The sequence below is a fragment of the Thermoactinomyces sp. CICC 10735 genome (genome assembly GCF_016055175.1).
Classification (GTDB): Bacteria; Bacillota; Bacilli; order Thermoactinomycetales; family Thermoactinomycetaceae; genus Thermoactinomyces; species Thermoactinomyces vulgaris.
Map to the genome: position 1 here is coordinate 432,489 of NZ_JAECVT010000002.1, position 14,405 is coordinate 446,893.

Sequence of the window (14,405 nt, forward strand, 5' to 3'; positions counted from 1 at the left end):
TTTTATTGTATCAAATCAAAAATAATTGATATATTCAGAAATGTTAAATCCATTGAGGATGTCCTGTCTTTCACATCCTCCGGGCGTGGTTTTCCACGCGCTTTGGTACCGGAATCTTTCGCATCGCCCACCATGCAAAAATCGGGACAAAGCTGATGACCAAAACAAACCACCGGATCGACGAAAGGGACGTCGAATATTGAACCCATCCCACAAACAACAAAACACCGGCCATGCGTCCCAAATTTAATGCCATTTCCCTGGAAACCACATATTCCACCCGGTACTTGGCGGTTTCCCTGGATTGACCGATCACATCAAAGACAACGGAAGTCATCGGGGACAGGTATAAAGGATAAAACAGGGAAACGATCACCCCCAGGATCCAGATCGTCCATTCATTGGTTTGAAAAACAAACGGCACCGCAGCCAATCCCATCATCCAGGCGCCGACCAGCATGTAACGGTTTCGCAAATCCGGCCTCAGATAGCGACTGACAATAAAGAAGGAAAGACAGGACATCGCGGAGGAAACCGTGTAGAAACTTCCCAGCGCCAATTCACTCTTCACAATGACAAAAAAGAGCAAACCAAGCAAAAAAGCAAAAACCCCTTCGCGAAACCCCTGGCCGATCATGGCCAAATTCACCCAAAACCAATCCGTATCCCGATCCCGTGCCAAAGCTAAAACCGAGTGCAATTGATAGTTTCCCCGGGCTTTTCGGGAACGGAAAAAAAAGCTGGCCAAAACGGCGCATAAAAAGATGATCAACGAAATGCCAAAAATCAGCCGGTATCCCTTCAGCTCCCCCATCTGACTGATCAGGAACCCGGATACAAAAGGGGCCACGATTCCTCCCACGGATGTGCAGAAACCGTGAAGGCCGTTAAAAATATCCCGGTTCTCCTTTTCCGTGATCTCGAAATACATTACATGGAAAGCCAGCCAATAAAAACCGGAACCCATCCCCAAGATGACACCGAGCGCGGCGAACCAGTCAACCGACCGGGCGCCCAACCACCATACACTGAGATAAAAAAAGGACAGAACCGCAACCCCCAACCGGATCGCCATCACCCGGTCCCGTTTTTTGATCAGCCAGCCTCCCAGCGCAAAAGTGACCGCAGTCGTCAAGTACTGGATGAGATTAAACATGCTGATGAAAACCCAATCTTCTTCCATTTTAAAGAGGTATACATTCACAAAAGTGCTGGACAGAGAAGTGGCCATAAAAAAAAGGGTGCTGGTCAACAAAAGAAGCCATGCTTCCCGGTCCATCCGGTCCATGTTTAAGATTTGCATCACCCATCACCGGTATTAGCTTATCCAAGCCCGGATTTTTTACCACAAAACAAAAAAGGACAGACTTTTTCCGCCTGTCCCGAAATCCTTAAAAACCACTCTTGTTTCGTGCTGTGAATTGTTTGATTTGAATAATCACCATGGCCATGACAAATCCCGCAAGCAAAGCCAAAATATGCGCAAACAAAAATGCATGGCCCAAAGCCAGGCTCAAAACAATCAACAAGATCATGGCTCTTCCGAATAAGGGATGAATGATGCCACGCAAAAGCAGATATAAGTAAACCCCCATCAAGCCAAAAACAGCTTCCGTCGCACCTGTATAAATCCCTTGGAAATCCATCCAGCAAATTCCCCAGTTGCCGATCATGCCGGTCACCAAAAAGAGAAGCAAAAAAACACTTCTTCCAAACAGCCATTCCAACTGCGGAGCCAACAAATAAATGGTAAAAGACACCATCAGCCATTGGAAAAGGTTCACATGCAAAAACAAAGAAAAAAGCAATCGCCAAAATTCCCCTTCTTCCACACGCCATTGCACAATGGCTCCAAACTGAACCCATTGCATCGGGTGATGCTGATGGCCCGATATCAAAAAAAAGAAAAACACGATGGCTTGAATGATTAAAATGCTGGTCACCACTGGAAACATACGCGGAAACTGATGCAAGGGGATGATGACGCGTCTATGGTTCAATGGCCTCCCCTCCGTTTTTTATAATCCGTGCCACGGCTTGTCCCATTTGGACTTTTGCACCCGGGACACAATGATTCATCCAGTCGATCTGATTGGGTTCAAACAACAGGATGACGGTGGATCCGAATTCAAACCAACCCAATTCCTCGCCTTTTTTAAAGGAAAAAGCCGGATCGTACGTTTGGAAAGATTCCTTTTTCGCCTTCAGGTTGGTGGCAATATTCCGGTCGTAGGAAACTTTGATGCTCCCCACGTTGGTTGCGCCAACTTTGACCATCGCCACTTTTCCGCAATCCATGGAATCAATGTAAGAAATCAAACGCTCATTTATAACAAAAATGCCTTTCATACAATTTACCACCATCGGATTCACCGGATACAATTCGCCGGGCAAATGAGTACAAGCGTGAATTTTGCCGTCCAACGGCATATGAAAGCGATGGTAATCGCTCGGACTCAGATAAATGGTCATAAAACGACCGCCAAAAAAAGACTTGACATATTTTTTCTGATGTCCCAGCAACTCTTCCAAAGAATAAGTGATTCCTTTGGCCTGAAACAACTTTCCTTCTGTTATCTCACCAACCTGCGAAATCGTACCATCCACGGGACTGATGATCAAATCATCTTCTCGGGCAACCGGCCGCATATCCGGCCGCAATTCCCGGATAAAAAAGGCAAGCAGATTTTCAAATTCGTGAACAGGCTTTTTTACAGGTGTGAGATCGACTCGAAAATACCGGATGTAGATGGGAATCAACCTGCGGCTCCACGGCTGCCGGGCAAGCTTCCCCATCCACCGGGATATGGTTCTTTTCGGAAGATATTTCAAAACCCATTGTAAATATCTCTGTTTCATGTGCGCCTCCTATGGGTTCATTCAATTTCAAACGAACAGGAAAAAAACGGTAAACATAATTGCTCCATAAGGGGACACCATAGTTAACGGGAGGTGAACGAATGATGAACAACAAAAACTTTGGGCCGCAAGAATCCAAAACCAATGCACAACAAGTTCGTCAGCAAAATCAGCAATCCGCTCAACGTCAAACCGGTAAATATGGTACCGAGTTTGCTTCTCAAGCTGGTGCAGCTCAACAACAACAACAGCAACAACAAGCTCGCCAAGCTCAACGCCAAGGGCAACAAGCTGGTAAATTCGGAACTGAGTTTGCTTCCGAAACCAATGCACAACAAGTTCGTCAACAAAATCAGCAATCTCAAGCCAAAAAAGGCCAACAACAACAATAATTGGCCTCATCAGAAGATGAAATCCCATCTACCGGCGATGTAGATGGGATTTTCTTTCTTCTTGACATCACCCGTTTCAGGGTCGACCCATCCTTTTACCCAAAACGAACCGGAAAACGGAATTATCCGCCAGGCTCGCCGCCGGCTTCAGATCACTTTGCCATAAACTGCTCATAATAGGAAGTGATCAACCGCTCCGCAATCGGGCCGGCAGCCACTGCACCATATCCGCCTTCCGGTACAACGACAGCCACCGCAATTTCCGGATCGTCGGCCGGGGCAAAGGCAATAAACACGGAATTTTCCACACGGCCTCTGCCGGGAATGTCTTGTTCGGACGTACCCGTTTTTGCCGCAACGTCAAAGGGCAAATGGCCAAACAGTCCGCTGGCGGTTCCGCCGGACTTGGTCACTTTCACCATGCCGTTGACAACGGTTTGCCAATGTTCCGGCTTGATGTCCGTTTGGTTTAACACTTCCGGTTTGGTCTCTTTGGTTTCACGCGTATGGGGATTGACCACTTTTTCCACCAGTTGCGGCTTCATTCGTTTCCCCTTGTTCGCCAGCGTCGCCGCATATTGGGTCAACTGCATCGTGGTGTACCGTTGGGCTTGGCCAAAAGAAGAAAGAGCCATTGCGCCCAAACCTGAGAATTTCTCGGCGGTGACAAGATAATCTTCCGATCCATCCTGTTCTCCTTTTAAAGGAACCCCCGTTTTCACCCCCAAACCAAAGCGGTGCGTGAGTTCACGGAATTCGCGGACCGCCTCCGTCTTCTCTTTCCAATACCAACGGGTACCGAGCCAGGCCATAAACGTGTTGGAAGACTTTTGCAACGCTTTTTCCGGAGTTAACATCCCGTAATTGTGCCCGCCGGAATTCCGCACCGGGGGAGTGGCTTTCGCATAATAATATTTTCCCGGATCGGCCCAGTGTGTGTTCGGCGAAATCAATCCTTTCTCCAACCCCATCCAAACCATGAGCGGCTTAAAAGTGGATCCGGGCGGCAAAACGGACAGCGGATGTTTTTGCATCTCTTTTTCCGGGTTCGCCGCACCCCTTGCATCATAAGGAGCTTCGGTGATGGTTCCGTTTCTCATCACATAACTCAGATTTTGATAATCTTTTTGGGACACTTTTTGATTCCAAATCCCCGGATCATAGTCCGGATAACTGACCATCGCCCGGATTTTTCCGGTTTTGACTTCCATGGCGACGGCATAGGCATTTTTGGCATACGGTGCCCGGTCTTTTCCGGAAGTGGTGCGCAAGTGGCGCAAATGTTGCTCGATAAATGTTTCGGCATCCAGCTGCATTTTTTCATCCAGGGTCAAATACAAGTGATTTCCCGATTTCGGATAAACTTCTTTCAACACCTCAACCAGTTTTCCCCTGGAGTTCACCCGGACCAGCCGATAACCGTTTTTTCCCCGGAGCTCATCCTGATAGGTGTATTCCAATCCGTCAATTCCGACTTGCTCCCAGTCCAGGTAACCGCCTTGGTCCTTTTTTTCCGCCGCATCTTTATACCTGGAAAGCGAGGATTTTGCTCCGGCAAACGGACGGACATAGCCGATGGTTTGAACGGCAAATGTATCCGTCCGGTATTTGCGAAGCGGCTGGGAAAAAATATTCACGCCGGGAAAAAGATCAGGGTTTTCAGAGATTTTGACAATTTCCTTCTCACTCAATTGGTCTTTGATGCTCTTCGGGTAATAGGGGGGCTGTTTGCGCATCACGGTGTTTCCTTTTTCATCCAATCCGACATCCATGGCTTCAAGGACTTCGCTCACGGTCATCCCCAATGTGTTTGCCAGATTCTTTGCCGTCTGCAATTTTTGTTCTTTGCTGATATCCGGTTCAATATACATTGCGGCAAACAGCGATTGATTCCCGACAAGCTCCGTACCGTTCCGGTCAAAAATTTGCCCCCTTGAGGCAACGATCGGGATTTTTTTGAAGTTGTTTTGTTCGGCCAACAGTTGATATTTTTCTCCCGAGCCCAGCTGGATCCAACCCAATCGCAATATCACAGCGACAAAGAGCAGAACAACAATGAACCACAGGATGTGCAAACGCTGGGTAACCAGCCCTGCGCCCCCTGTTTTTTGCTTTGACTTCTTCATCGCCTTGATCAATCCTTTTTCAATATGGTGCTGTCGCTTTTGACCACGATAATAAGTTTAACATAAAATCACCGGAATCGATCTTTCTTTTCCAACCTTTCTTTGAATGGAAACCCGGCCTAATATCGGTAGATCTTATGATAAAACCGCAGTACCTCGTAGGCATTCAACGCGCCGATCTCCTTGAGGTGATCGTGCTTTTCCGCCGATTGTGTGAGAATGTAACGGACTTGCTCCGGATTGAGATACGGATTGAGATGCAACAAGAGCGAAATGGTTCCGGTCACATGGGGAACCGCCATGGAAGTCCCGCTCATCTCCCGTTTGGAATGATTCAGCCAGGCAGACAGGATCCGGTCCCCCGGGGCGGCAATGTCCACTCCTTTGCTGATATTGCTAAACACCGACAATTCCCCGTTTTTCGAAATCGATGTCACCGCGATGGTTTCCGGATAGCGGGCCGGAAAATCAATCCGGGAAGACATTCCTTGATTCCCTGCCGCCGCAACCATCAAAATCCCTTTCCGGTGAGCAATCTGGATGGCATGGCGAAGGGATTCGCTGACTTTGTCCATGCCAAAGCTCATGTTGATGACATGCATTTTATTTTCGATGCACCAGTTGATCGCACTCAATAAGTCGGAAAGGTTGGCACTTCCTTTGCGGTTAAACGCCTTCACCCCGTAAATATGCGTCTCCGGGGCAACCCCCACAATCCCGGCCTCTGCCGTCCGTCCGGCAATAATCCCTGCGACATGCGTGCCGTGGCCGTTATAATCCCTCGGGGTATGGTAAGGAGAGAGAATATTGATCCCACCCCGGTAATTGTCACGGATCGCCGGATGATCATCCGCAATGCCCGTGTCGATCACAGCGACCCGTATCCCTCTTCCTTTACTCCATTTCCAAGCCTTGTGTGCCTTGATTCTTTCAATTCCCCAAGGCAAATTTTCCTGCTTGACAGGAGTGCTCAATGTTCCGACATAAGGTTCGGTGATCGTTATCCGGATGTCGCTTTCCCAGTACTCGATTCCTTCCAGTTTATGCGAGCGGGAAGGCCGGGTGTATTCCCCGATGATCATCCCCAAATGGGACAAGTAACGAATCGGCCGGACCCCTGAATATCTCATTCCCTTCAAACAACGGTCCAAAGAATGGCCGCTGCGGAGGTAAAAAATTTTCCGGATGCCTTGCGGCGGCCGCGCATTCCACTTCTCTGCCGAAGAAGGGAGCAGACCATTGGTGTATTCCATGATTTTCACTCCCCGGTTTCACTGATTCACAATTTTGTGAATATATTTCCATCGAATCCTTCTCCTGAAAGGCGGTGCGTACGACGATGGAAAAAAAGCCGGAAGATTCTCTTGATTATTGGAAAGAAATCCAAAACTGGTCCGGCTTGTTGTCCAAACGGATCAAACAATTCGATGACATCGTGAAAGCTATGCAATCGGTCAACTTGGCGGTGACAGATAAAGAAGTTTTAAAAGAACTCATCTCTGCCCTCGCAAAGTTGAACCAAGTCCAAACCAAACCCCAAAAAGAAAAAACCGTTTCCAAACAATCCGCTGAAAGCAGCGGCTCTGATGAATTTCTGGTTCAGCTCATGAACACTCCGGCCATCAGCAACGTGTTTAAAGAGGTCTTCAAAAACAAGCGAAAATGGTGAACGATGGCTTTTTCCGGTTGATTTAGTTGTATGAAACAGCCGTTCAAAGTCACACGTTATATACCTAAAAAACGAAAAAAGGGCAGAAGTCCAAAGACTTCTGCCCTTTATCCCGTGATTTCATTCACAACCGCATGGTTTGCGATTGATGTCATAAACCGAACATCCAAACATTTCAAAATCGATGTCCCGTCCCAACTCCCATACCTGCTGCCAAAATTCCGCCACACAAGCCAACGGTTCCAAGACGCCATCTTCATCCGCAAAGAAATAAGTGGTTTCATCTCCCGTCTCTTCATCCATAAACGTGATATATAAAACCCGGTAATGAACGGGACCAGCTTGTTCATCCACAATATCAAAGCTGGCTTCGTGGCTCAAATACACATCTTCCAGCTTCCGGTTCTCTTCCTCTTGCTTCGGTTCATCCATGCATTGGAAAGAAAACGTGCACCGGTTCCCTTCCTCATCATAATCAAAGCTTTCCAAGCGGCCGTAAACCCTGACTTCTTTTGCTTCAAGATCGATTTTCCCAAAAAGCGTTTTTTCCTGCTGATCGAGCATTTTATCCAAAAGCCGCTTCCAATCGGAAATCACCATTTCCCGGACGGATTCCTGGAAGTTGATATTGCAACCATGCGCAAATACCTTCATTTCATGGACTCCTTTTCCATTCAAGTCCCATTCATTATACCGAAAGCGCTTTGATCCTTTCAAGACGATGCCTGTTTTCTTTGCTTTTCCAAATTCCGAAGTTCGACCCGGCGGATTTTTCCGCTGGCTGTTTTGGGCAAGTGGCCGACAAACTCGATTTCCCGCGGATATTTGTAAGGAGCCGTTATCTTTTTGACATGATCTTGCAACTTTTGGATCAGCTCTTCGGATGGGGAAAATCCTTCTTTCAAAACCACAAACGCTTTGACAATCGACCCCCTCACTTCATGCGGACTGGCCACCACCGCACACTCTTTCACGGCAGGGTGCTTAACCAAGGCGTCCTCCACCTCAAAGGGGCCGATGGTGTATCCAGAGCTGATAATAATATCATCCGCCCGGCCTTCAAACCAGAAATATCCGTCTTCATCTTTTCTTGCCCGGTCTCCGGTCAGGTACCAATCACCAATAAATGCTTGCCGGGTTCTTTCCGGATCCTGATAATACCCTTTAAACAAAGCCGGTGAGGAACGATGAACCGCAATATGCCCCACTTCCCCTGCCGGGACTTCTTTTCCTTCGTCGTTGATAATGGCCACCTTGTTGCCGGGAGTCGGTTTGCCCATGGAACCTTGTTTGGTTTCCATATCTTTCATGGTGGCCACCAACAGTGTGTTTTCGGTCTGGCCGTAACCGTCCCGCACCCGGATCCCGAAATGGGTTTGGAAGACCTGAATCACTTCCCGGTTTAAGGGTTCCCCGGCGCTGACTGCGCTTCTCAAGTACAACTGATAATCCTTTAAGTTGTCCAGTTTCGCCATCATGCGATACTCGGTGGGGGTACAGCAAAGCACATTGATTTTTTCATCCTGCAGGAGCTCCAGATACGTTTTGGCATCAAACGTCCCGTGATATACAAACGCCGTCGCCCCGGCTCCCAAAGTGGATACAAACGGGCTCCAAATCCATTTGGCCCATCCCGGGCTGGCAGTGGCCCAGACCACATCATCCGTCTGTATGTCCAGCCAGGCTTCGGTCGCCGTCTTTTGATGGGCAATCGCCCAACTGTGGTGATGGATCACACCTTTGGGATTGCCGGTGGTTCCCGATGTGTAAGACAAAAAGGCCATATCCTCTTCGGTGGTTTCCGGGAGTTCCGTTAAAGCGCTTCCATTTAAGGATAAAAGAGGTTTCCAGCCATCCCGTTCCTCTCCGTGAATCAGCCGGCTGTGCAATGATTGAGATTGTTTTTCCGCCTCTTCCACCCGTTCCGCAAGTGAAGCATGGGCAATCACCGCTTTCGCACCGGAATGGCGAAGCCGGTAGGCAATGTCGCTGGCCCTTAACATTTCCGATCCCGGAATCACCACCAATCCGGCTTTTAAGCACGCTATGTATGATAGGTAAGCCTCAGGGATTCGCGGCAATAAAATCATGACCCGGTCTCCCTTGTCCAGTCCGAGCTCCACCATCCCTTTGGCCAAACGATCTGATCTCTCTTTTAATTCAGAATAAGAAAACGAACGTCTTTTCCCCTCTGCGTTGACCCAGCGGATCGCTTCCTTGCCGCTTTGGGCATGGCGGTCAATATCTTGTGTCAAATTGTAAAGTTTCGCCATCCAAATCCCCTCCCAATCTCTCATAATTGCAACTATTGTTTATAAAATAAACACTTTTCGCCAAAAAGTAAAGAATTTGAATAAAACAAATTATGAATAATGGAACATCCCGGATGGATGTATTTCTTTCCATTGAAAGTGGCGGCTTCCACAGCCGCCACCCAATGACCATGCTATTTCATTGTCCTGAATTAGAAGTTGCTTCCTCCAAGCTGTTGTTGAGCCATGGAAACCAGACGTTTCGTGATTTCTCCCCCGACAGAACCGTTTGCGCGGGAAGTGGTGTCAGCTCCCAATTGAACGCCAAACTCTTGAGCAATCTCATATTTCATTTGATCGATTGCTTGAGCAGCACCAGCCACCAGCAATTGATTAGAACTGCGAGTGCGATCTTGTTGTGCCATGTGTTTTTCACCTCCTTGGCTTTGTTGTCTATAGCTTGTGTCGGATCAAATCAGCCAATGCATAGGAAAATTTGGTATTCGAGCCGTTTTCCGTCATCAGTAGTTTTCTTGCATCATCACCGTTTTTTTGTAAACGGAAAATATGTTTTTCATTCTAAAATGCTTTTTTTATACATATCGTTATTATGCCTCCCATTTTATTTTTCACAGGAAGGGTGATTGGAGTGAAAGACTGCCGCGACCGCAATACGCCCGACCCGTACCGTTATCAACAGCGGGTTTGGTATCCGTACATCAGCCCTTTGGATCCCTGCCCTCCGCAAAGAGTCAAAACTTACGTCGTTGCACCCAACCAATTCCTTGGTTTTCAACCGCCCGGCCTCCCCCAATATCCGCCGCACAAAGCCCTGCGCCGCGGAACACTGTGGCCTATTTTATACAGCCCTTATCCTCCGAAAAAAACGCCAAGGGAGGAAAGATAATGGATACGTATCCGGATCACGCCAAACGCTTCCAAATGCTCAAGCAGTTACAGGAAGTGGATTTTGTGTTGACTGAATTGAACCTTTATTTGGATACCCATCCGGATGATCTGTCCGCCATTGACCAATACAACTGGTACGCCAAAGAACGCGACAAACTCCGCCGCCGATATGAAAAACAGTTCGGTCCCCTGATGCATTTCGGACACAGTTTTAACCAGTATCCCGACGGATGGAATGAAGGTCCCTGGCCTTGGGAAATATAAAGGGGGAAAGATTCGGTGTGGATTTATGAAAAAAAATTGCAATACCCGGTCCGGGTCAGCCAATGCAACCCGAGACTGGCCAAATTTCTGATTGAACAATACGGGGGCGCTGACGGGGAACTGGCCGCAGCCCTGCGCTACTTAAACCAGCGCTACACGTTGCCGGACAAGGTCAAAGCCCTTTTGACGGATATCGGCACAGAAGAATTTGCCCACTTGGAAATGATCGCCACCATGGTGTACAAATTGACCAAAGATGCAACGCCGGAACAGCTGAAAGAAGCAGGACTGGGGGCCCATTTTGCAGATCATGACAAAGCCCTGTTTTACCATAATGCCGCCGGTGTTCCATTTACGGCCACCTATATCCAGGCCAAAGGAGATCCCATTGCCGATCTGTATGAAGACATCGCCGCCGAAGAAAAGGCACGGGCCACATACCAATGGCTGATTGACATGTCCGATGACCCGGACATCAATGATGCGTTGAAATTCTTGCGTGAACGGGAAGTGGTGCATGCACAGCGTTTCCGTGAAGCGGTGGAAATCCTGAAAGAGTATCAGGGGCAGAAGAAGTATTTTTAAACGAGCGACGTCATCCCGTCTCAGATAAAAAAGCCGCCACCATTTCAAGGGGCGGTTTTTGTGTATTGGCGCAAGGGACAACCTCAGCCCCGATGGAAATAATCTACAAATCTTTTGAGTTCATTGTTTTTAAAATATTTTATATATTCTATAATAAAAACAACTTCTTGTTTCACATCGTTAAATCCGGCCAATAGGACTGTCACCTTGCGCCGGTTTGGTGATTGATCCATGAGATCCGTACGGAACATTACATTTTTACGGGAGGTTGTCTCCATTGAAAAACAAATTCAACATTCCATGGTTGTCCATATGGTTAAACCCCGGGGACACGGTCCAGCGGATTTTAAACAACAAGAAAATACCCGTTATGCTGATATTGCTGACCGGCCTTTCCATGAATCTGGACAATTCTTATTTCAACTCCACAGGGGATACCTTGAGCTTGTCCGCCATCTTGCTGATTGCAATCATCTTTAGTCCGGTGACCGGTTACCTGTTTGTCTGGATTTCCACCTATTTGTTTTCCATTACCGGACAATGGTTGGGAGGCACAGGATCAACCAAAGAAATCAAACCCGTCGTCGCATGGTCAGGGATCTTTTTTGCCGCTTCGCTGATCATCCGATTTTTGGAAATCCTGATCCTGGGAAACGAAATTTTTCAAACCGTTCAACCCACCGTGGAAAACAGTACATTTTTATCAATCTTATTTATTTTCCTCCATCTGCTTGATCTGGCCATCTTAATTTGGTGGGCCGTCTTTATGGCCGTTGCATTGGGAGAAATCCACTCTTTTTCCAAACTCAGGGGATTTTTCGCCATGCTCATTTCCCTGCTGTTGGTTGTATTGGTTAACCTTTTGATTGCCATAATTCTTATGATTTTTTAAACAGGGTGATCATCATGATCAAAAGATTCTGCATGACCTTGTTCAGGCTTGTTGTTTGTTTCGCTGTTCTTTTCATGTCGGCGGGAACATGCTATGCCGATCCATCGGGAGGTTTTGAGGTTCCCGAAGTGAATGAGGACTTTACCAAAGTCAAACCGAATCAAGGTGCGCAACAGAAAAAAGACGAAAACACCTGGCTGGGCGATTTTCTTATCTGGATCGGTGCCGCCAAGGATAAAAAAGACTTGGAGAAATTAAGCAAGCAGGCAAATGACGAATTTTTGGACGGCTTCTTCAAAAAATCAGTCGAAAGTTTGTTGGGATATGATCTATACACAGGCGATCCATTGCAAGGCGAAAGGAAAAAAGAGGCAGACCGGGCGTTAAGCAGCGTTGTCGACTGTATTCCGGTCATCTCCAACATCAAAAATTTGAAGGACCTCTTTACCGGAAAAGATTCCATCTCCGGGGACAAACTGAGCCCGGTCGATAAAGTGATCTCAGCCATCGGCATTGCTTCCGGCCCCGGCAAAAAAGCAGGGGTGATCCTGAAAGGAATATTTAATGGCGGAAAGAAATTATTAAAGAAATTTGGTGTCTATATTGATGATCTGGCTGAACGATTCGGATTCGGTCCCAAACTGCAGCCTGCCGGCGGACCCCCGGACATTCCCCGGAGACCTGAGGTGAATCGGATTGAAGGCACAAACGGGGGTGGAAAAAATCAGAAAAATCATCCTGTCAAAAGAACCCAAGAGGAATATGACGATTTAGCAAGAGACCCTTCTCATGGCGGACAAATTACAGAACAGGGGATTAAAGAAAGAGAAATAGGTTTAGCGCTTGAAAGTCAAGGAAAGCTGGGAAAAATCATTCGTGATCCACAGGCTGACGGGGGCGCAGAATTTATTGATACCACCACAGGTATAAAATGGGACATAAAAAGTTTTGTTTCCTATCCAAATGGTCACACTTCTCCAAGAAAGGGCGCTTTTACTGTTGAAAAAGCAATGAAAAAGATTAATGCGGAGTTTCGCAGAGGTCATAATGTAATTATTGATAAAAGAGATTTAATTCCTCAACATGTCAAAGAGTTAGAAGATGCAATTAAAAAGAATGGGGTTGAGGACCGAATCATATGGTATCCATAGAAAGAGGTTTTCAAAATGCAAGAAAAAATATTGAATTGTCTGGAAGCCCATAAAATATGGATTAAAACGATTGGCAAAAAAGGCGAAAAATTAAAATTGGACGCAATCGATTTTCGTGAAATGAATTTAATGGAATATCCCTTGGATCAATCTTTTTTAACAGATTGTGTATTTGATGGAATGAACTTAAAAAGTAAAGATTGGTTTGCATCACATCTGTGTTCCTCCACATTTCAATATACCAATTTGGCCCATGCTGATTTTACGAAAGCAAATTTATCTTATGTGAATTTCTCTCATGCTAATGCCAAAAATGCAAGGTTTGTTAAATGTGAGTGCTTTGAAACCATCTTTTACAAAACAGACCTGACCCATGCCAAGTTAGTGAACAGTCTTTTTGTGGAGGCTGACTTTCGTGAGGCTACTTTGAAACATGTGGATGTAAGTGTCTCCGTTTTTGAAGATGTTTTGATTAAAGGAGCAAAATTAACAGACATCAGAGGTATTGATAATGCATATATAAAAAGCATTAATATCGGTACACCTGAAAATCCAATAATGCTTGAAGGCGATAAAGCCAAAGAATGGCTCATGAACCACGTGGTTTAATCAATCATAAGATCACGTGATTACGGCTCTTCCCGGAGGAGAGTTGGATGAATGATAAAAAACCCTCAGCATGATCCGGAAAAATTAAAAAACAATCTTTACTTGCCAATGAAGCACTTGCCTGCAAATACACAGGGCAAGTGCTTCTGATGATGATTTATACAAGACCCGATGGATCCCCGATAAGCTTATTTTTTATACCCCGAATAAACCGCATGGTTTTTGCCAAATATAAAAACCTCTTTTTCTTTTGTAAAACCGATTTTTTCCGCCACCCGGATGGAAGGAATATTTTTCGGATCGATGAGACAGATCAATTTATTGAAATGCAATTGATGAAAGCCATATGCTTTGCATGCTTTGGCCGCTTCCGTGGCAAATCCCCTGGACCAATACTTTTTATGGATATGATACCCGATTTCAATTTCGGTGCGGCCGTCCACCGTCTGGCGAACCAATCCGCAATCACCAATGAGTTCATCTGTTTCTTTCAAACACACCCCCCACAGTCCGAACCCGTCTTTCCGGTATCGTTCCTGATTTTTTTTGATCCATTGGCCGGTTTGTTCCCGGGTGAAAGGCGCCGGGTAAAACCGCATGGTCTCTTCATCGGAGAAGATGGCATGAAGACGGTCCAGATCCTCCTGTTTCAATTCTCTCAAGTACAACCTTTCTGTTTCCAGAATCATCCTTCATC

At 46.6% G+C, this 14,405-nt stretch carries 17 protein-coding genes; 8 read left to right on the forward strand and 9 right to left on the reverse strand.

What is annotated here, in order from left to right; translation table 11 throughout:
• Positions 1–70: 70 nt before the first annotated feature.
• From I8U23_RS05375 to asd, 3 genes are all read right to left on the reverse strand, one after another.
• Complete coding sequence (locus I8U23_RS05375) at positions 71–1,303, reverse strand: MFS transporter (protein ID WP_082240726.1); 1,233 nt, start codon at positions 1,301–1,303, stop codon at positions 71–73.
• An 88-nt stretch (positions 1,304–1,391) separates the two neighbouring features.
• Positions 1,392–2,000, reverse strand: coding sequence for a rhomboid family intramembrane serine protease (locus I8U23_RS05380; RefSeq protein WP_037996792.1), 609 nt, complete (start codon positions 1,998–2,000; stop codon positions 1,392–1,394).
• Positions 1,990–2,859 carry an archaetidylserine decarboxylase gene (asd, locus tag I8U23_RS05385; RefSeq protein WP_049720421.1) on the reverse strand — a complete coding sequence of 290 codons (870 nt, stop codon included), beginning with the start codon at positions 2,857–2,859 and terminating at the stop codon, positions 1,990–1,992. Before asd ends, I8U23_RS05380 begins: the two co-directional genes overlap by 11 nt.
• A 101-nt stretch (positions 2,860–2,960) precedes the next feature.
• Here asd and I8U23_RS05390 point away from each other — a divergent pair, with 101 nt between their 5' ends.
• Positions 2,961–3,251, forward strand: a complete 291-nt coding sequence (locus I8U23_RS05390; protein ID WP_082813516.1) for a gamma-type small acid-soluble spore protein — start codon at positions 2,961–2,963, stop codon at positions 3,249–3,251.
• A 152-nt stretch (positions 3,252–3,403) separates the two neighbouring features.
• Here the strand turns inward: I8U23_RS05390 and I8U23_RS05395 are convergent, their stop codons facing one another.
• Both I8U23_RS05395 and I8U23_RS05400 read right to left on the reverse strand, forming a co-directional pair.
• Positions 3,404–5,377 (reverse strand): peptidoglycan D,D-transpeptidase FtsI family protein, encoded by a 1,974-nt coding sequence (locus tag I8U23_RS05395; RefSeq protein WP_037995514.1) that lies wholly within the window; start codon positions 5,375–5,377, stop codon positions 3,404–3,406.
• A gap of 119 nt (positions 5,378–5,496) precedes the next feature.
• Positions 5,497–6,630, reverse strand: coding sequence for a S8 family peptidase (locus I8U23_RS05400; protein ID WP_121874174.1), 1,134 nt, complete (start codon positions 6,628–6,630; stop codon positions 5,497–5,499).
• A gap of 86 nt (positions 6,631–6,716) precedes the next feature.
• On the opposite strand from I8U23_RS05400, the gene I8U23_RS05405 reads away from it, so the two are divergent.
• Positions 6,717–7,046: a hypothetical protein gene (locus I8U23_RS05405; RefSeq protein WP_037995515.1), complete on the forward strand. Its 330-nt coding sequence runs from the start codon at positions 6,717–6,719 to the stop codon at positions 7,044–7,046.
• 120 nt (positions 7,047–7,166) lie between these two features.
• On the opposite strand, the gene I8U23_RS05410 is transcribed toward I8U23_RS05405, so the two are convergent.
• The 3 genes from I8U23_RS05410 to I8U23_RS05420 form a co-directional block, all read right to left on the reverse strand.
• On the reverse strand, positions 7,167–7,700 hold the full coding sequence (locus tag I8U23_RS05410) for a hypothetical protein (protein WP_121874173.1): 534 nt from the start codon (positions 7,698–7,700) through the stop codon (positions 7,167–7,169).
• Between the two features lie 59 nt (positions 7,701–7,759).
• Entirely contained in the window at positions 7,760–9,319 is a 1,560-nt protein-coding gene (locus I8U23_RS05415) for an acetate--CoA ligase (protein ID WP_232335454.1), read from the reverse strand.
• A gap of 191 nt (positions 9,320–9,510) precedes the next feature.
• Positions 9,511–9,723, reverse strand: a complete 213-nt coding sequence (locus I8U23_RS05420; protein ID WP_037995524.1) for an alpha/beta-type small acid-soluble spore protein — start codon at positions 9,721–9,723, stop codon at positions 9,511–9,513.
• Positions 9,724–9,947: 224 nt separating this feature from the next.
• On the opposite strand from I8U23_RS05420, the gene I8U23_RS13395 reads away from it, so the two are divergent.
• The 6 genes from I8U23_RS13395 (at position 9,948) to I8U23_RS05450 (ending at position 13,708) form a co-directional block, all read left to right on the forward strand.
• Positions 9,948–10,205: a spore coat associated protein CotJA gene (locus I8U23_RS13395; RefSeq protein ID WP_049720427.1), complete on the forward strand. Its 258-nt coding sequence runs from the start codon at positions 9,948–9,950 to the stop codon at positions 10,203–10,205.
• Positions 10,205–10,471, forward strand: a complete 267-nt coding sequence (locus I8U23_RS05430; RefSeq protein ID WP_037995529.1) for a spore coat protein CotJB — start codon at positions 10,205–10,207, stop codon at positions 10,469–10,471. Before I8U23_RS13395 ends, I8U23_RS05430 begins: the two co-directional genes overlap by 1 nt.
• 15 nt (positions 10,472–10,486) lie before the next feature.
• Positions 10,487–11,056 carry a manganese catalase family protein gene (locus I8U23_RS05435; protein WP_037995530.1) on the forward strand — a complete coding sequence of 190 codons (570 nt, stop codon included), beginning with the start codon at positions 10,487–10,489 and terminating at the stop codon, positions 11,054–11,056.
• A 277-nt stretch (positions 11,057–11,333) separates the two neighbouring features.
• Positions 11,334–11,948, forward strand: a complete 615-nt coding sequence (locus tag I8U23_RS05440) for a YIP1 family protein (protein ID WP_037995533.1) — start codon at positions 11,334–11,336, stop codon at positions 11,946–11,948.
• Positions 11,949–11,962: 14 nt separating this feature from the next.
• Entirely contained in the window at positions 11,963–13,099 is a 1,137-nt protein-coding gene (locus I8U23_RS05445; RefSeq protein ID WP_049720428.1) for a pre-toxin TG domain-containing protein, read from the forward strand.
• Between the two features lie 15 nt (positions 13,100–13,114).
• Positions 13,115–13,708, forward strand: coding sequence for a pentapeptide repeat-containing protein (locus I8U23_RS05450; RefSeq protein ID WP_121874170.1), 594 nt, complete (start codon positions 13,115–13,117; stop codon positions 13,706–13,708).
• 188 nt (positions 13,709–13,896) lie between these two features.
• Here I8U23_RS05450 and I8U23_RS05455 read toward each other — a convergent pair whose 3' ends face one another.
• Complete coding sequence (locus tag I8U23_RS05455) at positions 13,897–14,397, reverse strand: GNAT family N-acetyltransferase (protein ID WP_037995541.1); 501 nt, start codon at positions 14,395–14,397, stop codon at positions 13,897–13,899.
• Between the last annotated feature and the right edge of the window lie 8 nt (positions 14,398–14,405).